Below are 21,044 nucleotides of genomic sequence, written 5' to 3'. Positions count from 1 at the left end.
GCGTGTCTGAAGAAAGACGCCGCGTCATGATCAGCGATTGATGGTGACGCAGTCGGACAGCATCGGCGGGGCGTTTTCGCCGTCCGTCGCGTCATACAGATCGGCGCGCGGGCCCTTGGTCCACCAGGTGTAGCTGCCGGCCTGATACTTCGCGCCGGAAGCCGAGATCGTGTTGACGAACAGCAGTTGTTGGCCCTTGACAGGCACGAGCGCGAAGCTCTGGCCGTTCGCCGTGTTCCAGTAGGTCACTTGCAGAATCTTGCCGGTCGCGCAGGTGTATTTGTGCGTCTGGCGATTCTTCGCCTGAATGTCGGCGAGATTCAACGGCGCGGCCCATGCATTGCCGTACTGCGCCGCAAGACCCGCTGCCGCGGTGACTGCAACAAGCCATTTCTTCATTCGATGCCTCGATTGTTGTTGCACACCACGCATGGGCGGCACGCCTTGCGCTGCGGCTGGGTTGCGCGCCCGGGACGAACGCTCATGAGCCTACCGCGAACCGGTCGTGGATTACTTATGGGTCGATTACCTCGGCGCAAGCGTCGGTCGGCGCGGCGGCGACGTGTCCGACCAGCGGCACGATCTTCAGTCCAGCCGACGCCACCCGGCACGGCGCAGCGGCGAGGCCGCACCCTGTCATCCCCGCACACAGCGCGAGTATCACACCCAGTGCGCCGAGACGGCCGAACCTTCCAGACCGCATGTTCCTGCGGGATTTCAGGGGCATACGTACCTCTACTTCAACGAACTTCAATGAGCCGGGTTTCGCGCGCGACGGGTTTGCGCGGCGCGCGAGTACTTCACACTTCACTGCACATCGACACGCTGCAGCGCCGCAAGGCAGCGCTTTAACGCGCCTTACTTCGTGGAAACCGGCCGCACCGCCGCCGCGGCCTGCTTCGCGCGCGAGCGTGCTTCGTCGGTCGTCTCGCCAGTGGCGAGCGCCACGCCCATGCGGCGCTTGACGAAGCTCTCCGGCTTGCCAAAGAGCCGCAGATCCGCATTCGGCACGGCCAACGCCGCCGCGACGCCTTCGAAAGCGATCGCCGTTTCGTCCAGCCCGCCGTAAATCACCGCCGACGCGCCCGGCGCCCGCAGCGACGTATCCACCGGCAAACCGAGAATCGCGCGCGCATGCAGTTCGAACTCCGAGAAGCGTTGCGAGCACAGCGTGACCAGACCGGTATCGTGCGGCCGCGGACTCACTTCCGAGAACCATACGTCATCGCCACGCACGAAAAGTTCCACGCCGAACAGACCCCGGCCGCCCAATGCCGCAGTGACTTTGCGCGCCACTTCGCGCGAACGTTCCAGCGCGAGCGGGCTCATCGGCTGCGGCTGCCACGATTCGACGTAGTCGCCCGCCACCTGCACGTGCCCGATCGGATCGCAGAAATACGTGCTGACTTCGCCGCTTGCCGGATCGATCGCGCGCACGGTGAGTTGTGTGATTTCGTATTCGAAGTCGATAAAACCTTCGACGATCACCCGGCCGTGATTCACGCGGCCGCCCGCCATCGCATATTGCCAGGCGGGTTCGACGTCCGCGTCGCTCTTCAGCACCGACTGTCCTTTGCCCGACGACGACATCACCGGCTTCACGACGCACGGATAGCCGACCTTGGCGATGCCCGCGCGCAGTTCCTCGAGCGAATCGGCGAACGCGTACGGCGAGGTCGGCAGGCTGAGTTCTTCAGCGGCCAGACGGCGGATGCCTTCGCGGTTCATCGTGAGTTGCGTGGCGCGCGCGGTGGGAATCACTTCGGCGAGGCCGTCGGTTTCGATGGCGGCGAGCGCGTCGGTCGCGATGGCTTCGATCTCGGGGACGATCAGGTGCGGACGCTCCTGTTCGACCAGCGCGCGCAAGGCGGCGCGGTCGGTCATGTCGATTACGTGCGAGCGATGTGCGACTTGATGACCCGGCGCGTTCGGATAACGGTCGACGGCGATCACTTCGACGCCCAGCCGTTGCAGCGCGATGATCACTTCCTTGCCGAGCTCGCCGGCGCCGAGCAGCATGACGCGCGTGGCGGATTCAGAAAGGGGCGTGCCGATCCGTTGGCCGATCTGCATGGGGTCTCCAGATAAAAGTCGGATGAGGGTGGGATTGAGTAGAACACGATGTTAACATGCGTCCCCCGATGCGCACCCCGCACCGCACCCGATGCGTCGACGTCGCGCTCGCGTGCGGCGTGCCGAGTGCGTTACCCTTACGCCTTCGCCAGTTTGAAGAGGAACGACGCCATGCTCCAAAGCTCCTCCGCGCGAGGTGTTGCGCGCTTGATCCCTTATGCGCGCACGGCCATCGCCGCGTTGAGCGTCGCCGCGCTATGCAGCGCGTGCGCCATCCCGAAGCATCCCGACTCGGAAGCGGCACCGCCCGATCCGTTCAACCCGGCCGCCACCCAGTTGCTCGACGACACCAGTTGGGTACTCAGTGGCTGGAAACAGGCCGACGGCACGGCTCGCGCGATTCCGTCCGCGGATCAGGGCGCGCCGATCACGCTCGTGCTCTCCACCGACAAAGGCCAGCGCCACGCCAGCGGCTTTTCCGGCTGCAATCGCTACATGGGCTCATACGCGCTGAAAGACGGCAAGCTCAGCTTCGGCACCCTGGGCGGCACGCGCATGGCGTGCGCGACGCCGGGCGGGCAGATCGAAGGTCCGTATCTCGACGCGCTGAACCACATCGACCGTACCGGCGTGCAGATGCGCGCGCCGCAGCAGATGCAACTGGTGCTCGATAACGGCGACACGCTCACGTTCGACCGCAGCGCCAAGTGACCGGTACGCTTACCATTAAGCGGTTCGGCCGGTGGACCGCAGGGCGGACCGGCAAGCGGATTTGCGGTTGCGGTCGACACGGTCCGCATGGCGCGCACACGTTGCCGTAGCAGTCGTTGTTTTTCACCGACGGCGGGCCGCACGCCGGCCTGCTTTCCCATTTGACGCAAGCATACTTGCGTCTGCCTTCGAAGCATCGGGCTTCGCCGGTTAAACTCGACGGATTGCGTTCTTGCGCGTCCGTCATTCGTTGATGTCTAGTATGCACACGGTAGTTTTCGGCTGGTTCGGCGGGTCGGCCGTCTGGTTCATTCCTCTTTTCTGGCGCCTCGTGAAGTCGGTGCTGCCGGGCGGCGCAGGTTTGCGCGGCCCCGGCACGATCCGACTTTGGCTCGGCTTCGTCTGCGTCATGGTGGCAAGCTGCACGCTGGAGGCGTCGCTGATCGGCCTGGCCGGCGTGAATGGCTTCGGCCGTGCGCTGGCGGCGGGCTTCGGCCATCTGCTCGGCCATATCGGCACGCCGCTCGCGGCGCTTGCCCTGCTCCTGATCAGCCTGCCCTGGCTGATCGACTTCCGCTGGCGCGACGTCGCCGTATGGGCCGACGGTGCATTCGGCCTCGGCCTGTCCCGCGGACTCGCCAAACGCGACGAGGAAGCGCGCCGCCACCGCAGCGTCGATGACGGTTTGCCGGCGCACATGTCGACGTCGACCAATACGATGGCGCCCAAAAGCAATGGACGTTATGCGCGCCCGACCGTCTGGCGGCCGCCGGCGAACGGCCGCAGCGCGGCTGCCGGTGCTGCCGGTGCTGCTGGTGCGGCCGCGGCCAGGGACGCAGCGGCGCGTGGCGCCGGGGCGAACTGGCGCGCCGGCGCAGTGAAGCCGCGTAGCCAACCCACGCAGGCGGAGCCGGTGCTACGCACGTCCGCCGCGACACCATCGCGCCAGGTGCCCCGGCAAGTGCCGGCGCAGACGACGCCGGCACACTTGCAGAACGCGGACAGGACTGCATGGATGCCGGCTGAACCGGTCGCGCCGGCCGGATGGTTGCGGGAGTCGGCAACGGCGCCGCGTGCGCCCGCATCTGCAGCCGGGTCGACAGCGGGATCAGGGATGACAACGACTCCGGTTCGCGATGGCGCATCGCAGGTTGGTCGGCGTTCCGCTGGCGAGCAACGTCCGGTGGGATCGTCGGGGGCTGGCGTGGGTGTGGCGGGTTTCGCGGGTGCGGTCGCTGCGTCGGCTGCTGCAGCGCAAACGGCACCCACCATGGCGGCAGCACGGATGGTGTCGGGTTCGGCAGCGAGCGCCTCGGCTGGCGAAGACCGTCCGTCGAAGGTGCCGGGTTCAGCTGCCAATGCAGGATCTTCGGGAAGTCGCCCGACAGCTGCCCAGCAGTCGTTCTCGCCCGCTCCGCGCGCGGACACCAACACCGCGCCGGCGCAGACAACGCGGAGTCCGGCTGCGTTCAGCAAGCCGACCCCGAGCTATACCCGGCCGATGGCGACAGCGCAGAAGGTCACGCCGCCCGCCAGCGTCCAGGAGACGCTTCGCAGCATCGCGGAAAACGCTGCGCGCTGGACCGACATCGCCGGCGTCAGCCTCGCGCGCAGCAGCAGCGCGGAAAATGCCATTGTCACGACGACTCCGGAGACGCCGAGGGGTACCGAGCCTCCCGTCGAGGCTTGGCAATCGGACGTGGCTTCGTCGTCACATGCGAACGAAGTTGAAATGGCCGCGGTGGATGTAAGCGCGCCTTTGCAGGACGTAGCCGAGGCCGCGCCGGACCACCGTACAGCGACGCAATCGCGCGTCGAAACGCCGCGAATCGAAGCCGCTTCGGAAGTGCCGGTCGAGGAAGATACTGAGCCTGTCGTGCAATGGCCGATTGAGCCGCCGGTTATCCCTGCGCCGTTGGTTGCGGCACACACGTTGGCATCCGCATTGGCACCGGCGGAGGCATCGGCATCAGTACGAGTGGAGGCACCAGCCAAAACCGTGGCTTCGGCAGAAGCACCAGCCACGCAGTATGCTGCGCCGGTACCCACGCCCACGCCGTTTCAAATCTTCGCAGCCGAGTTGGAAGCCAGTGACGCGCAAACAGACGTGCCGCCGTTCGTCGAAGACGAACCGACGCAAGCGCACACTGCGACGCCCGAGCCGATTGCCGAAGTCGTCGTCGATAAACCGCTCGCGCCCTGGGAAACCAGAATCGGTGCTGTCGCGTCAGTCGACGCGGAAATGACGGATGCCCCTGCCCTATCGGATATACCGGACGTATTGGACGTATTGGAAACATTGGATGTAGCCGACGATTTGAACTCGTCAGCCGCCTCGGACGCTTCGACCATCGTCGCCGCAGTAGAGCCACAAAGCACCACGTCGCACGCGTCGAACGTAGTTCGTTTCCCGAGTTTCGCAGTTCAGGCCGCCCCGGTGGCCTCTGCCGCAATCGTCGAAGAAGCCGCCAACGGGATGGCTTACGCGCCGAGCGTACCGGGAGCATCGCCAGCACATGCAGCACTAGGGGCAACAGCCACGCCGGGCATTCCCACCAACCAAACCGAACTATCTGCAGCTCACCTCGCAATCGAACCCTCGACCGAGCGCACCGACCCTGCGGAGCCCGCAGAACCCACCGAACCCGCAACCCAGCGCACACCGCTGCGCGGCCACACCCCCGCCAACGGCTTCGAATTCCGCGCGCCCGCGGCATCGATGGTCGAGTTGCCGACGCTCGATCTGCTCGCGCGTGCCGACACCGACGTCGAACCGGTTTCAGAAGAAAAGCTCATCGAAACCGGCCTGCTGATCGAGCAGCGTCTGCAGGAGTTCAAGGTACCGGTCACTGTGGTCGGCCATTCGGCCGGCCCGGTCATCACGCGCTTCGAAGTCGAGCCGGCGCTCGGCGTGCGCGGCAGTCAGATCGTCGGCCTGATGAAGGACTTGTCGCGCGGCCTCGGTCTGACATCGATTCGCGTGGTCGAGACGATTCCCGGCAAGACCTGCATGGGTCTCGAGTTGCCGAATGCCAAGCGGCAGACGATCCGCCTGTCCGAAATCCTCGAAGCAAGCGTCTACCAGAACTCGCATTCGCAATTGACGCTGGCGATGGGCAAGGACATTACCGGCCATCCGGTGGTCGCCGACCTGGCGAAGGCGCCGCACATGCTGGTTGCGGGCACAACGGGTTCGGGCAAATCGGTGGCGATCAACGCGATGATCTGCTCGCTGCTCTACAAGGCGACGCCCGAAGAAGTCCGGCTCATCATGATCGACCCGAAGATGCTCGAACTGTCGGTGTACGAAGGCATTCCGCATCTGCTCGCGCCGGTCGTGACCGATATGAAGCTGGCGGCCAACGCGCTGAACTGGTGTGTCGGCGAAATGGAGAAGCGCTACCGCCTGATGTCCGCGGTCGGCGTGCGCAACTTGCCCGGCTTCAACCAGAAGATCCGCGATACGGAAGCCAAGGGCAAGAAGCTCGGCAACCCGTTCTCGCTGACGCCGGAAGCGCCCGAACCGCTCGCGCCGCTGCCGTTGATTGTGGTGGTGATCGACGAGCTGGCCGACCTGATGATGGTCGCCGGCAAGAAGATCGAAGAACTGATCGCGCGCCTCGCGCAGAAGGCGCGCGCCGCCGGCATTCACCTGATTCTGGCGACGCAGCGTCCGTCGGTGGACGTGATCACCGGCCTCATCAAGGCGAACATTCCGACGCGCGTGGCGTTCCAGGTGTCGTCGAAGATCGACTCGCGCACGATTCTCGATCAGATGGGCGCCGAGTCGCTGCTCGGCCAGGGCGACATGCTGTTCCTGCCGCCGGGCACGGGCTACCCGCAGCGCGTGCACGGCGCGTTCGTCGCCGACGAGGAAGTGCACCGGATCGTCGAGTATCTGAAGCAGTTCGGCGAACCGCAATACGAGGAAGGCATTCTCGACGGCCCGGCCACTGAAGGTGCCTCGCCCGACCTGTTCGGCGACACGCCGGATGCCGAAGCCGATCCGCTTTACGACGAAGCCGTTGCCTTCGTGGTACGGACGCGGCGCGCGTCGATCTCGTCGGTGCAGCGTCAATTGCGCATTGGCTATAACCGCGCGGCGCGCCTCGTCGAGCAGATGGAGACGGCGGGCCTGGTGTCTGCGATGGGCATCAACGGCAGTCGTGAAGTGCTCGCGCCGGGACCAGCAGAATAAGCGGGACGGGCCGGTCGCCGCCAACAAAAGCCGGAAAAAAACGGGTCGCCCGAAGCGACCCGTTTTTTTATGCAACGCGCGGATTCAGATCACCAGCAACCCCACCTCACGACGGCGACACCAGCTTGAAGTCCACCGGCGAATCGATCTCGATACGCTTCGGATTCGCTTCGAGCAATCCGCTCTGCTGATCGCGCTTGAACACATACACCGTGCCGCTGTTCTGATTACCGACGATCAACCAGTTGCCGGTCGGGTCGATCGCGAATTCGCGCGGCGACTTGCCGAGGCTCGACTGGTGCCCGATCTTCTTCAGATGACCGTTGGCCGGATCGACCGAGAAGATCACGATCTCGTTCGCATCGCCGCGATTGGTGGCGTACAGGAAACGTCCGTCCGGCGACAAGTGGATGGCCGCAGCGCCTACCGCGCCCTTGAAGCCGGGCTCGACCAGCGAACTCGTTTGCACCTGCGTGAGCTTGCCGTCGGCGTAGTTGAAGGTGCTGACCGTAGCGGCCAGTTCGCTCGTCAGATAGGCATGCTTGCCGTCCGCGCCGAACACCAGGTGACGCGGGCCCGTGCCTGCTTTTTCCTGGGTGTAGCGCCAATCGGTCGGGCCGAACAGGCCGCGGCTGCCGTCCGGCGTGTAGCGGTACGAGTACAGCTTGTCAGCGCCCAGGTCCTGAGCGAACAGGTAGTGACCGTCCGGCGAGAACACGGTGGAGTGAACGTGCGAATTGTCCTGACGTCCCTTCACAGGACCGCCGCCTTCATGATGCACCGTGAGCACCGACGCCCCCACCTGGCCATCCGCCTGCAACGGGAACACAGCGAAGCTGCCGCCCGGATCGGCCGCCACCGAGTAGTTCGCGGTCAGCAGATATTTGCCGTCCGGCGACAGGCTCAGATAGCACGGGTCATTGCCGTCCGACGAGACCTTGTTGAGAAAGCTCAGCTGGCCGCTCGCGGCATCGAAGCGAAACGCGCTGATGCCGCCGCGCTGCGTGGCCGGGCCGTTGTCGCCGGGCAATTCGTTGACCGCATAGACAAAGCGCCGGTCACGGCTCACCACCAGATACGACGGATTGACCGTCTGCGCGACCGACACGCGGGTCGCTTCGCCCGTCTTCGTGTCGAAGCGATAAACGTATAGCCCTTCGCTCTTGCCACCCGTGTAAGTGCCGACCAGCATGTCATAGACGCCATCGGCGGGAGCCGGGCCGGAATCTTGCGCAAACGCATGCGAAGCAACAATCGAGACCATGAGCACGAAACCTTTTATTATCGAGCGGGCGGAGCGCAGAGGAGCTGGCCGCCCGCCGCGCCATGAAGTGGATTGAGCAGCAGAAGGCAAAGAAGAGCTTGAGACGGCACGCACTGCGGCACGGTGACTACGAAGCATATGACCTCCTGGACATCGGTTATCCGGTTGTAATGGTGTCTCTGGTCTGCCGCGCCATCGGTCGAATTGTTTTATCGAGGCAAGTATAAAAGCGTTGCGCCGGATCATGCAGCGAATCCGGCGGGCCGCGCAGGCTGGGCCGCGTTCAGCTGACTGGCCTGCGCGGCGTATGTGTAGCAATTGTCCCGCCTGACGGGGCGTTTTTTCAACCGCGTCTCACCCATCCCACACTACGGAGTTTTCATGAACGTCACACTCAGCCTGGGCCCGCTGGTTTCGTTGATCGCCGGTATTCTGATTCTTGTCATGCCGCGCCTGTTGAACTACATCGTCGCGCTCTATCTGATTATCATCGGCATCATTGGGATCTTCGGCGTGGGGTCGTCGCACTTCTAGGCGACAACAGTCAGCCACGGAAGCTGCAAGAAGGGACGCACGACCGGGCGCAGTGCCGGCCCGGAAATGTCTCGCACGAAAGGAAGACCGGTGCGGGATGGGGCGCGCGTATTGATGGCGGCCGCGGCAACACAACACGTCGCACAGCGAAGCGGTACGGGCGCGACAGATTCGCATCGGACGCCATGCGCCAGATGCAACACGACGGCGGACAGCCGCATGGCGCGCGCCGGCGCAATGGAGAAACGCAGAAACGGTCAGCCGTTCGAAAGCTGGTCCAGTCGCAAACGCCCCTGCAACGACAATCCGCCGACGGCATAATGGCCGTCACCTTCCTGATGACGGCGGAAGCAGGCCCGTTCGATCAGAAAGGCCGCCGCAGCCAGCATTCCGTTGCGGCTCAGGCCCAGCCGGCCATGTTCGAGCGGCAACATCGAATCGTCAGCAAGTTCGCTGGCGGCGGAGAGAATTGTGATGCAATCGGATTTCGACGGGTTCAGCATCGCTTGGATCCTCGAAAACGGCGTCTGCATTCGCCGGGGCAAGGCCGCTGCATGATCCGGAGGGCTCCGCGCATCGGCTTGAAATCCGATTGTAGGCAGTGATTTGACAATTACCAACTCGCGTTTTGCCGCATTGCGCGCTGAACCAAAACGCATCGCGCGAGTCCGGTAACACAATGACCCCAGCGCGGCGGCCTTCGCCTCGCATAAAACAGACACGCTCCTCCATGCCCGCACTCATCGAAGACTATGCGCTTATCGGCGACGGCCACACGGCCGCGCTCGTCTCCCGCGAGGGTTCGATCGACTGGCTCTGCTGGCCGCGCTTCGACTCCGGCGCGTGCTTCGCCGCCCTGCTCGGCACACCCGACAACGGCCGCTGGCTGATTTCGCCAGTCTCCGACACACCGCCCACGATCACGCGCCGTTATCGCGGCGAGACGCTGGTTCTGGAAACCGATTTCGAAACGCCCGAAGGCGCGGTCACGCTGATCGACTTCATGCCGCCGGGCAACGGCTGGTCGGAGATGGTGCGGATCGTCGTCGGCAAACGCGGCACGGTGCGCATGCAGATGGAACTGGTGCTGCGCTTCGACTACGGTTTTTCGATTCCGTGGGTGGATCGCCTGAAGCACGACAGCGGCATCAAGGCGATCGTCGGCCCGGACACTGCGGTGCTGCGTACGCCGGTCGAGTTGCGCGGCGAAAACATGAAGACTGTCGCGGAGTTCACCGTGAGCGAAGGCGAGCGCGTGCCGTTTTCGCTGGCCTATGCGGCTTCGCATCTGCGCATTCCGCCAGGCCGCGATCCGCACACGTCGCTCGCCCGCACCGAGAATCATTGGCTCGAATGGTCGGCGCGCAGCACGGTCGAAGGCAAATGGGCCGCGCAGATCCGCCGCTCGCTGATTACGCTGAAGGCACTTGCGTACGAGCCGACCGGCGGCATCGTCGCCGCGCCCACCACGTCGCTGCCGGAACAGTTGGGCGGCACGCGCAACTGGGACTACCGCTACTGCTGGTTGCGCGACGCCACCATCACGCTGCTCGCCATGATGCGCGGCGGCTATTACGACGAAGCGCGCGCGTGGCGCACCTGGCTCGGCCGCGTGATGGCCGGCGCGCCGGATCAGTTGCAGATCATGTACGGGATCGCCGGCGAGCGGCGCCTTCCCGAATTCGAGATCGACTGGCTGCCGGGCTATCAGGATGCCAAACCCGTGCGGATCGGCAACAACGCGGTCGGACAGCGCCAGCTCGACGTCTACGGCGAAGTCATGAACGCGCTGCATCTCGCGCGCGTCGGCGGCCTGCAGGCGGACGACACCGCATGGAACGTGCAGCGCGCGTTGCTCAGCCATCTCGACACGATCTGGGAAGAGCCGGACGAAGGCATCTGGGAAACGCGCGGCGGCCGCCAGCACTTCACCTTCTCCAAGGTGATGGCATGGGTCGCCTACGACCGCGCTATCCGGTCCGCCGAAATGTTCAAGCTGGAAGGCCCACTCGATGAATGGCGGGCAACCCGAGCGACAATCCACGCGGAAGTCTGCGCGAAGGCATGGAATCCGGCGCTCAACGCGTTCTCGCAGTGCTACGGCAGCGATCAGCTCGATGCGAGCGTGCTGCTGATGCCGCTGGTCGGCTTCCTCCCGCCGACGGATCCGCGCGTCAAGGGCACGGTGGCGGCGATCGAAAGGGACTTGATGCGCGACGGCTTCGTGATGCGCTACCGCACCACTGAATACGACGACGGTCTGCCGCCAGGCGAAGGCACCTTCCTCGCGTGCTCGTTCTGGATGGTGGACAACCTGGCGCTGCAAGGCCGCATCGACGAAGCCGTCGCGATGTACGAACGGCTGCTCGGCCTCTGCAATGACGTCGGTTTGCTGGCGGAAGAGTACGATCCGGCCGCGAAACGCCTGGTCGGTAATTTTCCGCAAGCATTTTCCCATGTGGCGCTGGTGCACACCGGCCTGAACCTGATGAAGCACGAACAGGCCATGGCTCAGGCGACCGGGCAGCCACCCCATATCGGCACGCTGGCTGAGGAACTTGAGGCTGCGGCAACCCCCGATAGCGGCGCGGCAGCATCGTCAGTACCATGATTTAATGACAGTTTGCGCGCAGCCCGCGCGCAAATTGCTGCATTGCACAAGTACGCTTTGTTCAGTATGATCCGGCAGACTGTTGGCCGAAAATCAATGCGCCTACAACCAATACGGCCTGCCGCAACGCCACACGCGTGTTTGCCAAGCCCCATGCGAACCGCTTAAACGGAGCACCCATGCTCTACCAATTGCACGAATTCCAGCGGGCGATGTTGAGCCCCCTCACTGCCTGGGCCCAGGCCGCGTCGAAATCGTTCGCGAATCCCGCCAGCCCGTTGGCCTATGTGCCCGGTGCCACACGCCTCTCAGCCGGTTACGAACTGCTCTACCGGCTTGGCAAAGATTACGAAAAGCCTGAGTTCAATCTTCATCAGATTGTCAAAGACGGTCATAACATTCCGATCATCGAACAAACGATCATCGAAAAGCCGTTTTGCCGCCTGATGCGCTTCAAGCGTTTCGCGGACGACAGCGACGCTGTTACCCAATTGAAAGATGAGCCGGTCGTGCTGGTGTGCGCACCGTTGTCCGGCCACCACGCTACGCTGCTGCGCGATACCGTGCGCACGTTGCTGCAAGACCACAAGGTCTACCTGACCGACTGGATCGATGCACGCATGGTGCCGCTCGAAGAAGGCGAGTTTCATCTCGACGATTACATCGCCTACATCCAGGAATTCATCCGCCACATCGGCGCGAAGAATCTGCATGTGATCTCGGTATGCCAGCCCACCGTCCCGGTGCTCGCCGCCATTTCGCTGATGGCGAGCCGCGGCGAAGACACACCGCGCACCATGACCATGATGGGCGGCCCGATCGACGCGCGTAAGAGCCCGACCTCGGTCAACTCGCTCGCCACGCAGCACTCGTACGAATGGTTCGAAAACAACGTGATCTTCACGGTGCCGCCGAACTATCCGGGCGTGGGCCGCAAGGTTTACCCGGGCTTCTTGCAGCACACCGGTTTCGTGGCAATGAATCCTGAGCGCCACGCAGCCTCGCACTGGGACTTCTACCAGAGCCTGCTGCGCGGTGACGAAGACGACGCGGAAGCGCATCGCCGCTTCTACGACGAGTACAACGCCGTACTCGACATGGACGCGGACTATTACCTCGACACGATCCGCGTGGTGTTCCAGGAATTCAGTCTGGCCGAAGGCACGTGGGACGTCGCCGGCGAGCGCGTACGCCCGCAGGACATCACGAAGACCGCGCTCTTCACGATCGAAGGCGAGCTGGACGATATCTCCGGCGACGGTCAGACATTCGCCGCGCAAGAGTTGTGCAGCGGCATTCCGGAGAAGAACAAGCGTCACTTCACCGCGGAAAAATGCGGCCACTACGGCATTTTCTCGGGCCGCCGCTGGCGCACCATCATCTATCCGCAGTTGCGCGACTTCATCCTCGAGCACAACAAGGCGCCGAAGGTAGCGAAGGAAAAAGTCGAAGCCTGAGCACCCCGCACGCAGAGATAAGCAACGGCCTCTTCTTCAGAGGCCGTTGTCGCTTCTGGCGCTTCTTATACCGTCGATGCGCGGTCGCGCTGCGGCTTACTTCCGCAACAGATACGCAAGCAGCAACTCAGTGTTCATCTGGACGACTTCGCTGCGTTCGCTCGCACTGCTGAAATCGCGACCGAGAGTTGCTTCAAGCGTGAAGCGGTTCGACACGATGTAGTAGCCCATGCCGGACAACGTCACGTAAAAGCGCAATGGATCGACGTTGGTGCGAAACAACCCCGCGCGTTGACCCCGCTCAAGAATGCCGCCGAGCGTAGCGACGATCGGTGAGATCATTTCGCGGATGCGCGTCGACTTCTGCATGTAGCGTGCCTCATGCAGATTCTCGTTGTTGACGAGACGCAGCAACTCGGGATGATCGCGGTAGTAATCCCAAACAAAATGCGCGAGACGTGTGACGGCCTCGACCGGTGCGATACCGTTCAGTTCGAGCGTTCGCTCCGCTTCATTGAGCGCGCTGAATGCATGCTCGAGTACCGCAGTGAAAAGCTGCTCCTTGCTACCGAAGTAGTAATAGAGCATGCGCTCATTAGTTTCCGCGCGGCGGGCGATCTGATCGACGCGCGCGCCGAACAACCCTCCATTTGCAAACTCTTCGGCCGCCGCAAGCAGAATGCGGCGCCGCGTGCCTTCAGGATCTCTTTTGATTTTCGGCTGATTCATGGTGGCATCGTCTTCGTGAGCCGCGTTATCCGGATCGCGCCGCCGGCCTCTCCTCGGGCCTTGCACCGACAGCACTGAACGGGCTGGTTGGGGGAATACCCTTCTGCGGTCTTTCGAAAAAGCGCTTCGATTATGGCACATGGATTGCGGATGGCAATTGGGGAAATCGGCGATAATGTGCTATTTAGTTCAAGCCCAGCGCTTGGGCTTAGTTGCAACCTCAGTTGCACAAATTCGCGCCTCTATTCGTGTCTGTATTTGCCTATATTGGCGCGTGTTTGCGCGCTTTCGCAGTGCTTTTGTGTTGCCCCGGTCTGCCGCGTGTTTTCCCTAATCCGCGCTCGGCAAGCTGTGCGGCCGCGAGGCAAGCCCCAACGTCGTGACCGTGACCGATTCCAGAACACTCGCAGATCGCATCGAATATCTGCTACCCCAAACGCAATGCACGAAGTGCGGCTATCCCGCATGCCGCCCGTATGCCGAAGCCGTCGCCCACGGCGAAGCTAACTACAACCAGTGCCCGCCGGGTGGCGCCGAAGGCATCGCTCGCCTCGCCGCACTGCTTGGCAAGCCGGTGATTCCGCTCAATTCCGCCAACGGCGTCGAACGGCCACGCCCGTTGGCGGTTATCGACGAACAAGTTTGCATCGGCTGCACGCTGTGCATGCAGGCCTGTCCGGTCGATGCAATAGTTGGTGCACCGAAGCAGATGCACACAGTGATCACCGAACTCTGTACCGGTTGCGACCTGTGTGTCCCCCCCTGCCCGGTCGACTGCATTGCGATGCCACCGGTCACGGGTGAAGCAACTGGTTGGGACGCTTGGAGCCGAGCCCAAGCCAACGCCGCGCGCGAGCGCCACGACCGGCGTGAAGCCCGTCTCGCACGCGAACGCGAAGCGGCCGAGGCGCGTGCTGCAGCGCGGCGAGCGGTCAGCAGCGCGCCCGCTCAGGTGATGGAAACCGGTGCCGCGGCAACACCTGCCGCGCCCGCAGCGGACTCCGCCGAAGCGAAGAAACGCGCGATCATCCAGGCCGCGCTCGAACGTGCACGCCAGAAGAAAGAAGAGTTGGCCGCCAAGGGCCAAGGTCCGCAGAACACCGAGCGCGTCAGCGCCGACGTGCAGGCGCAGATCGACGCCGCCGAAGCACGCCGCCGCCGTCTCGGACTCGCTGCGGACAATACCGCGGGTAACACCGGGGGTAACACTGAAATTCCGCCAACGAAACGCTAACCACTAACTCTACGCTGCGCATGAACGCGAACAAACGCCGCGCCATCTACGAGACGCTTCAGAGTCTCAACCCGCACCCCACGACAGAGCTCGAGTACACCACACCGTTCGAACTGCTGATTGCCGTGCTGCTGTCGGCGCAAGCCACCGACGTGTCGGTAAACAAGGCAATGCGCAAGATGTTCCCGGTCGCGAACACACCGCAGAAGGTCTTCGACCTCGGCGAAGAAGGGGTTGCCGGCTACATCAGGACGATTGGACTTTATCGGACCAAAGCGAAGAATGTGATCGCAACCTGCCGCATTCTGCTCGACCAGTACGGTGGCGAAGTACCGGAAGATCGTGAAGCGCTCGAAAGCTTGCCGGGGGTCGGCCGCAAAACGGCGAACGTGATCCTGAACACCGCGTTCGGTCATCCGACCATCGCTGTCGATACACATATCTTTCGGGTTGCGAATCGAACCGGACTCGCACCTGGCAAAGACGTGCGCGCGGTCGAAGTGGCGCTGGAGAAATTCACACCCGCCGAATTCAAGCAGGATGCCCACCATTGGCTGATTCTGCATGGCCGCTATGTATGCAAAGCACGCCGTCCGGAATGCTGGCACTGCGTGATCGAGCCGCTCTGCGAATTCCGGCCCAAGACGCCGCCGCCGGATCTTTGAGGGCGGTACCGTTCGGCGCACGCCCGAGCGGATGCCGCATCACGGTAGCGCGTTTGTCCGGCGCGTACGCGGCACGCACTCAGTGCGCCCGCGGCCTCCGCTGCGCTCAGGTCCACTGCCGCGCCGCCAGCAAGCCACCCTGCCTCGGCGTAAAATCCCCCTTCCAACCCGCCTCACACCCAATACACTGTTCCCACGATGTTCAATCCCAGCCGCGACGAAGTCCGCCAATTTTTCACCGACACCTGGCGCAAGCAGCGTCAAGGCGAGATTCTGACGCCGCTCGAAGCGATCGCCGCCGACTGGATCGTCGAGCATCCGGAATATCACGCCGATCTCACCAGCACGGAAGCCGCCCAGGCTCAGGACTACTCGCCCGAACGCGGCCAGACCAACCCGTTCCTGCATCTGTCGATGCATCTGGCGATCACCGAACAGCTGTCGATCGACCAGCCGCCGGGCATCCGCGCGGCGCACGAGCGGCTTGCCGCCCGGCTCGGCTCGACCCACGAGGCGCAGCACGCGATCATGGATTGCCTCGGCGAAACCATCTGGGAAGCGCAGCGCACCGGCACCCCGCCGGACACGGACGCGTATTTGCAGCGCATCGAACAGCGCGCGACGCGGGACTGAGGCAACCCGGGCGACTCAGCGACCGTTAGCACGCTAACCGAATCCGCCCCCCGCACAAACCCCAACCCCAAAAGCACAACACCCCGCCGAAGCGAGGTGTTGTTTCAATCTGAAAACCGTGCAAAAGCAGCGCAGCGCGATTACTTCTTCTGCACCAGCGCGCCGTCGAGCGATTCGATGTAGGCCGCGATGTCTTTCATGTCGCTTGGCGACAGGCTTTGCACCTGCGCCTGCATGATTGCGTTGTTGCGACCGAGGTGCGGGTTGCCGTTGCCCATCTGGTACTGGCGCAGCGCCCAGTAGACGTAGTCGGAATGCTGACCGGCGAGCTTCGGATATTCCGGGCTCACCGGATTGTTCAGGTTGACGCCGTGGCAGGCCGCACAGTTGTGGTTGTTGGCCAGCACCTTGCCGTTGCCGGCGTCAGCGGCGTGCGCGACGTTCGCAGCAATCAGACCGATGACTGCCGCCGACGCGCATGCAGCCTTGAACACCGTGTGGAGTGCCTGTTGGGGCTTATTCATGAATTCTCCTATCCCGCGAATATAAATAGCCGAGTGACCGCCTGGATGACCGAAGCCGATCACTTGTCGGGATTGCTCTTCGAAGAGGAATTTTGCGCTGCGTAGTAGGCAGCGATGTCGGCGATGTCCTGATCCGACAGCGACGCGGTGATCGCGCGCATCGTTTCGAAGTGGCGGTCGCCCTTCTTGTAGCCATGCAGGGCGTTCTCGAGGTACGCCTGATTCTGGCCGCCGAGCATGGGCACGCGGTAGACCTCAGGGTAAGCCGTGCGGTATTCAGGGATGCCGTGGCAGCCAATACACATCGCGACCTTGCCTTGGCCCGCCTTCGCGTTGCCGACGACATCCGCTGCCTGCGCACTGGCCGCATAGCCCGCGAGCACCGACAGCGCTGCGATCACGACGTGTTTGCCAACGAATTTATTCATAGCATGTAACCTGGCTTGAGGGGAAACGGGCGCCCGAAAAGGCAACGGCCCGCGCCGTTATTCTTATGGGTAGCCACGTAGGCCAAAAAAATCGGGCTAATTGTACCGCGACGCCGCGCCGAACGTCCACCGCGCGGGGTCAGAGGCTTATCCGGCCGCCGCAAAGCCGCGGCTGGCGCCATTTTGCTCCGCCGGGCCCGCTCCGCATGGCCTCGTGCCGTCCGCCGCGCGCCGCCCGCCCGGCCCACGACGCCCGGCGCGCCCGCCCACCGGGCACGCCGGGCGAGCACGGACTGCTCGCGAACGCCGCGTACGGACGTGAACCGGCGTCCAACACCGCGGGTGACACCTTACGCCAGGCTGATTCAGCCCAACAGGCCTTCTGACTTATACTGGGTTTTTTCCCAAAAAAGAGCATCTCGCCATGCGTTTTGAAGGCTCATCGCAATACGTCGCCACCGACGACCTCAAGCTCGCGGTCAACGCCGCGATGACGCTGAAGCGCCCGTTGCTGATCAAGGGCGAACCCGGCACCGGCAAAACCATGCTCGCCGAAGAGGTCGCCGCCGCGCTCGGCATGCCGCTGTTGCAATGGCATATCAAGTCCACCACCAAGGCCCAACAAGGCCTGTACGAGTACGACGCGGTGTCGCGCCTGCGCGATTCGCAGCTCGGCGACGAGCGGGTCAAGGACATCCGCAACTACATCGTCAAGGGTGTGTTGTGGCAGGCGTTCGAGTCGGAGGAGCAAACGGTGCTCCTGATCGACGAGATCGACAAGGCCGACATCGAATTCCCGAACGACCTGCTGCGCGAACTCGACCGCATGGAGTTCTACGTGTACGAGACCCACGAGCTGATCCGCGCGAAACAGCGCCCGCTCGTGATCATCACGTCGAACAACGAGAAGGAGCTGCCCGACGCGTTCCTGCGCCGCTGCTTTTTCCACTACATCAAGTTCCCCGAACCGGTGACGATGCAGCAGATCGTCGAGGTGCACTACCCCGGCATCAAGAAGGAACTGCTCGCCGCGGCGATGCAGAGCTTCTTCGAGTTGCGCAACGTCGCCGGTCTGAAGAAGAAACCATCCACGTCGGAACTGCTCGACTGGCTGAAGCTGCTGCTTGCCGAGGACATTCCGCCCGAAGCGCTGCGCTCGTCCGACCAGAAGCAGATCATCCCGCCGCTGCACGGCGCGCTCCTGAAGAACGAGCAGGACGTGAGCCTGTTCGAGCGGCTGATCTTCATGAACCGCAACAACCGCTGATTAACCGTTGATTGATCGCGAATACCCGTTGATGAGCGCGGCGCACCGACCATCCGCCGCCGCCGAGGACACAGCATGCTGATCGACTTCTTCTACTCGCTGCGCGCCGCCAAACTGCCGGTGTCGGTAAAGGAATACCTGACGCTGCTCGAGGCGCTCAAAGCCAATGTGATCGCGCCGTCGCTCGACGAGTTCTACTATCTCGCACGCATCACGCTGGTCAAGGACGAGCAGTATTTCGACAAGTTCGACCAGGCGTTCGGCGCGTATTTCAACGGCGTCGCGCAAGCCTCGGAACTCGCCTTCGACGTCCCGCTCGACTGGCTGAAGAAGAAGCTGCAACGCGACTTGTCGCCCGAAGAAAAAGCGCAGATCGAAGCGATGGGCGGCCTCGACAAGCTGATGGAGCGCCTGAAGGAACTGTTCGACGAACAGAAAGAGCGCCACGAAGGCGGCAACAAATGGATAGGCACGGGCGGCACCTCGCCGTTCGGCAACGGCGGCTACAACCCTGAGGGCGTGCGCATCGGCGGCGACGCGGCGGGTCAACGCACGGCAGTGAAGGTGTGGGAAGCGCGCGCCTATCGCGATTACGACGACCAGGTTGAAATCGGCACGCGCAACATCAAGGTCGCGCTGCGCCGCCTGCGCCGTTTCGCCCGCGAGGGCGCGGCAGAAGAGCTCGATCTGCCCGACACGATCCGCAGCACCGCGGCGAACGCCGGCTGGCTCGACCTGAAGATGGTGCCGGAGCGGCACAACAAGGTCAAAGTGCTGATGCTGCTCGACGTGGGCGGCTCGATGGACGATCACATCAAGCGCACCGAAGAGCTCTTTTCCGCCGCCAAGGCCGAATTCAAGCATCTCGAGTTCTATTACTTCCACAACTGTGTGTACGACTTCCTGTGGAAGAACAATCGCCGCCGTCACGCCGAGCGCATGCCGACGTGGGACCTGCTGCACAAGTTCACGCCCGACTACAAGCTGATCTTCGTCGGCGACGCGACCATGAGCCCGTACGAAGTGCTGCAGCCGGGCGGCTCGGTCGAATACAACAACGCTGAAGCCGGCGCCGTGTGGCTGCGCCGCCTCGCCGATCATTTCCCGCATTACGCCTGGCTCAATCCGGAACCGGAAGGTTTGTGGGCGTACCGGCAGTCGGTCAGCGCGATCCGGGAAGTGCTCGGTCATCGCATGTATCCGCTCACCCTCGCCGGACTCGAATCGGCGATGCGCATGTTGAGCAAGTAATCAGATCAGATCACGTTTTTCTCCAACTATAAGAAAGCTTCTGCATGAGTCCGTCTTCATCGCCCGATTTGTCCCCTGCCGACGTACACCCCGGGCCGCTCAGACCGTTTGCCGATACGTCTTTGTCCACCCTTGTCGCCGGCTTCGTCGCGATGATGACGGGCTACACCAGTTCGCTCGTGCTGATGTTCCAGGCCGGCCAGGCCGCCCATCTCACCGATGCGCAGATTTCGTCGTGGATCTGGGCGTTGTCGATCGGCATGGCCGTCTGCACGATCGGCCTTTCACTGCGCTTTCGCGCGCCGATCGTGATTGCCTGGTCGACGCCCGGCGCGGCGCTGCTGGTGTCGTCGCTGCCGCATGTGACCTACCCTGAGGCGATCGGCGCGTTTATCGTCTGCGCGGTGTTGCTGACGGTGGTCGGCCTGACCGGCTGGTTCGATACGCTGATGAAGAAAATCCCGGCAGGCATCGCTTCCGCTTTGCTGGCGGGCATTCTGTTCGAGATCGGCATCGAGATTTTCCGCGCCGCGCAGTTCCAGACTGCGCTCGTATTGACAATGTTCTTCACCTACCTGATCGTCAAACGCCTCGCGCCGCGCTATGCGATCGTGACGACGCTGATCGTCGGCACAATCGCCGCCGGTGCGCTCGGGTTGCTCGACTTCAGCCGCTTTCACATCGCGCTCGCGCACCCGGTGTTCACGATGCCGGCGTTTTCGGTCGCAGCGGCCATCAGCATCGGCATTCCGCTGTTCGTTGTCGCGATGGCCTCGCAGAATGTACCGGGCATCGCCGTGCTGCGCGCGGACGGCTACACCACGCCTTCCGCGCCACTGATCTCGACGACGGGCATCGCCTCGCTGCTGCTCGCGCCGTTCGGGTCGCACGGCATCAATCTTGCGGCGATCACGGCGGCGATCTGTACCGGCCCCGAAGCGCACGAAAACCGCGACAAGCGTTACACCGCGGCAGTCTGGTGCGGTATTTTCTATCTGATCGCCGGGATTTTCGGCGCAACCATCGCCGCACTGTTTGCCGCCTTGCCGAAGGCGCTGGTGGTCTCCGTTGCGGCGCTGGCGCTGTTCGGCTCGATCATGAGCGGCCTTGCCAACGCCATGCAGGATCTGAAGCAACGCGAAGCGGCGCTGGTGACGTTCATGGTGACGGCCTCCGGCCTCACCCTGCTGTCGATCGGCTCGGCGTTCTGGGGGCTGGTGGCGGGCATACTGACGCAACTGGTGCTGAACGCCCGGCGCACCTGAATCGTCCGCGGAAATCGACGCCCAAAATCCCTGTGAACGGATCGCCGGGGGCAAGTGTCAATACTGCATCAGACGATCCGCCATAGAATAGAAGCATCCGGCAGCGCTTTCCGTCAAAATTCCCGGCAACATGACGGGCAAACGCTGCAGCGTGACCCGCGACCGCCGGAACGGTTTGTCTTTTCCGTCCGGTGGCGATC

Annotated in this window: 19 protein-coding genes; 11 read left to right on the top strand and 8 right to left on the bottom strand. The window is 63.3% G+C overall.

Features of this window, described 5'->3' with window-relative positions; translation table 11 throughout:
- Positions 1-30: 30 nt before the first annotated feature.
- From PQQ86_RS04745 to purT, 3 genes are all read right to left on the bottom strand, one after another.
- The gene (locus PQQ86_RS04745) at positions 31-399 is read right to left on the bottom strand and encodes an MliC family protein (protein WP_408265149.1); all 369 of its coding nucleotides are present in this window, start codon (positions 397-399) and stop codon (positions 31-33) included.
- A gap of 115 nt (positions 400-514) precedes the next feature.
- Positions 515-727: a DUF6726 family protein gene (locus PQQ86_RS04740; protein WP_408265148.1), complete on the bottom strand. Its 213-nt coding sequence runs from the start codon at positions 725-727 to the stop codon at positions 515-517.
- 131 nt (positions 728-858) lie between these two features.
- The gene (purT, locus tag PQQ86_RS04735; protein ID WP_408265147.1) at positions 859-2,073 is read right to left on the bottom strand and encodes a formate-dependent phosphoribosylglycinamide formyltransferase; all 1,215 of its coding nucleotides are present in this window, start codon (positions 2,071-2,073) and stop codon (positions 859-861) included.
- Between the two features lie 171 nt (positions 2,074-2,244).
- Here purT and PQQ86_RS04730 point away from each other — a divergent pair, with 171 nt between their 5' ends.
- On the top strand, positions 2,245-2,784 hold the full coding sequence (locus PQQ86_RS04730) for an META domain-containing protein (RefSeq protein ID WP_408265146.1): 540 nt from the start codon (positions 2,245-2,247) through the stop codon (positions 2,782-2,784).
- A gap of 262 nt (positions 2,785-3,046) precedes the next feature.
- Positions 3,047-6,982, top strand: coding sequence for an FtsK/SpoIIIE family DNA translocase (locus tag PQQ86_RS04725; protein WP_408265145.1), 3,936 nt, complete (start codon positions 3,047-3,049; stop codon positions 6,980-6,982).
- Between the two features lie 106 nt (positions 6,983-7,088).
- Here the strand turns inward: PQQ86_RS04725 and PQQ86_RS04720 are convergent, their stop codons facing one another.
- On the bottom strand, positions 7,089-8,384 hold the full coding sequence (locus tag PQQ86_RS04720; protein ID WP_408265144.1) for a lactonase family protein: 1,296 nt from the start codon (positions 8,382-8,384) through the stop codon (positions 7,089-7,091).
- 243 nt (positions 8,385-8,627) lie between these two features.
- Here PQQ86_RS04720 and PQQ86_RS04715 point away from each other — a divergent pair, with 243 nt between their 5' ends.
- On the top strand, positions 8,628-8,780 hold the full coding sequence (locus tag PQQ86_RS04715; RefSeq protein ID WP_007175701.1) for a DUF3096 domain-containing protein: 153 nt from the start codon (positions 8,628-8,630) through the stop codon (positions 8,778-8,780).
- Positions 8,781-9,037: 257 nt separating this feature from the next.
- Here the strand turns inward: PQQ86_RS04715 and PQQ86_RS04710 are convergent, their stop codons facing one another.
- Positions 9,038-9,283, bottom strand: coding sequence for a hypothetical protein (locus PQQ86_RS04710; protein ID WP_054035019.1), 246 nt, complete (start codon positions 9,281-9,283; stop codon positions 9,038-9,040).
- Positions 9,284-9,510: 227 nt separating this feature from the next.
- Here PQQ86_RS04710 and PQQ86_RS04705 point away from each other — a divergent pair, with 227 nt between their 5' ends.
- On the top strand, positions 9,511-11,391 hold the full coding sequence (locus tag PQQ86_RS04705; protein ID WP_408265143.1) for a glycoside hydrolase family 15 protein: 1,881 nt from the start codon (positions 9,511-9,513) through the stop codon (positions 11,389-11,391).
- A gap of 179 nt (positions 11,392-11,570) precedes the next feature.
- Positions 11,571-12,848: a polyhydroxyalkanoate depolymerase gene (locus PQQ86_RS04700; protein WP_097391798.1), complete on the top strand. Its 1,278-nt coding sequence runs from the start codon at positions 11,571-11,573 to the stop codon at positions 12,846-12,848.
- A gap of 96 nt (positions 12,849-12,944) precedes the next feature.
- Here PQQ86_RS04700 and PQQ86_RS04695 read toward each other — a convergent pair whose 3' ends face one another.
- Positions 12,945-13,577 (bottom strand): TetR/AcrR family transcriptional regulator, encoded by a 633-nt coding sequence (locus tag PQQ86_RS04695; protein WP_408265142.1) that lies wholly within the window; start codon positions 13,575-13,577, stop codon positions 12,945-12,947.
- Between the two features lie 385 nt (positions 13,578-13,962).
- On the opposite strand from PQQ86_RS04695, the gene rsxB reads away from it, so the two are divergent.
- The 3 genes from rsxB (at position 13,963) to PQQ86_RS04680 (ending at position 16,109) form a co-directional block, all read left to right on the top strand.
- Positions 13,963-14,811 carry an electron transport complex subunit RsxB gene (gene rsxB, locus PQQ86_RS04690; protein ID WP_408265141.1) on the top strand — a complete coding sequence of 283 codons (849 nt, stop codon included), beginning with the start codon at positions 13,963-13,965 and terminating at the stop codon, positions 14,809-14,811.
- 20 nt (positions 14,812-14,831) lie between these two features.
- On the top strand, positions 14,832-15,476 hold the full coding sequence (gene nth, locus PQQ86_RS04685) for an endonuclease III (RefSeq protein WP_408265140.1): 645 nt from the start codon (positions 14,832-14,834) through the stop codon (positions 15,474-15,476).
- 198 nt (positions 15,477-15,674) lie between these two features.
- Complete coding sequence (locus PQQ86_RS04680) at positions 15,675-16,109, top strand: DUF1841 family protein (protein ID WP_054035021.1); 435 nt, start codon at positions 15,675-15,677, stop codon at positions 16,107-16,109.
- Positions 16,110-16,249: 140 nt separating this feature from the next.
- Here the strand turns inward: PQQ86_RS04680 and PQQ86_RS04675 are convergent, their stop codons facing one another.
- Entirely contained in the window at positions 16,250-16,633 is a 384-nt protein-coding gene (locus tag PQQ86_RS04675) for a c-type cytochrome (protein ID WP_408265139.1), read from the bottom strand.
- A gap of 59 nt (positions 16,634-16,692) precedes the next feature.
- Positions 16,693-17,061, bottom strand: a complete 369-nt coding sequence (locus tag PQQ86_RS04670; RefSeq protein ID WP_007175710.1) for a c-type cytochrome — start codon at positions 17,059-17,061, stop codon at positions 16,693-16,695.
- 424 nt (positions 17,062-17,485) lie between these two features.
- Here PQQ86_RS04670 and PQQ86_RS04665 point away from each other — a divergent pair, with 424 nt between their 5' ends.
- The 3 genes from PQQ86_RS04665 to PQQ86_RS04655 all read left to right on the top strand — a co-directional run bounded on the left by PQQ86_RS04665 (position 17,486) and on the right by PQQ86_RS04655 (position 20,844).
- Entirely contained in the window at positions 17,486-18,328 is an 843-nt protein-coding gene (locus PQQ86_RS04665; RefSeq protein WP_325046466.1) for an AAA family ATPase, read from the top strand.
- A gap of 75 nt (positions 18,329-18,403) precedes the next feature.
- Positions 18,404-19,579 (top strand): vWA domain-containing protein, encoded by a 1,176-nt coding sequence (locus PQQ86_RS04660; protein WP_054035024.1) that lies wholly within the window; start codon positions 18,404-18,406, stop codon positions 19,577-19,579.
- A gap of 44 nt (positions 19,580-19,623) precedes the next feature.
- Positions 19,624-20,844, top strand: coding sequence for a benzoate/H(+) symporter BenE family transporter (locus PQQ86_RS04655; RefSeq protein WP_408265138.1), 1,221 nt, complete (start codon positions 19,624-19,626; stop codon positions 20,842-20,844).
- The last annotated feature ends 200 nt before the right edge of the window (positions 20,845-21,044 follow it).

This window comes from Paraburkholderia sediminicola (assembly GCF_046026675.1).
Lineage (GTDB): Bacteria > Pseudomonadota > Gammaproteobacteria > Burkholderiales > Burkholderiaceae > Paraburkholderia > Paraburkholderia sediminicola_F.
This window is presented reverse-complemented; position numbering and strand designations above follow the sequence as displayed.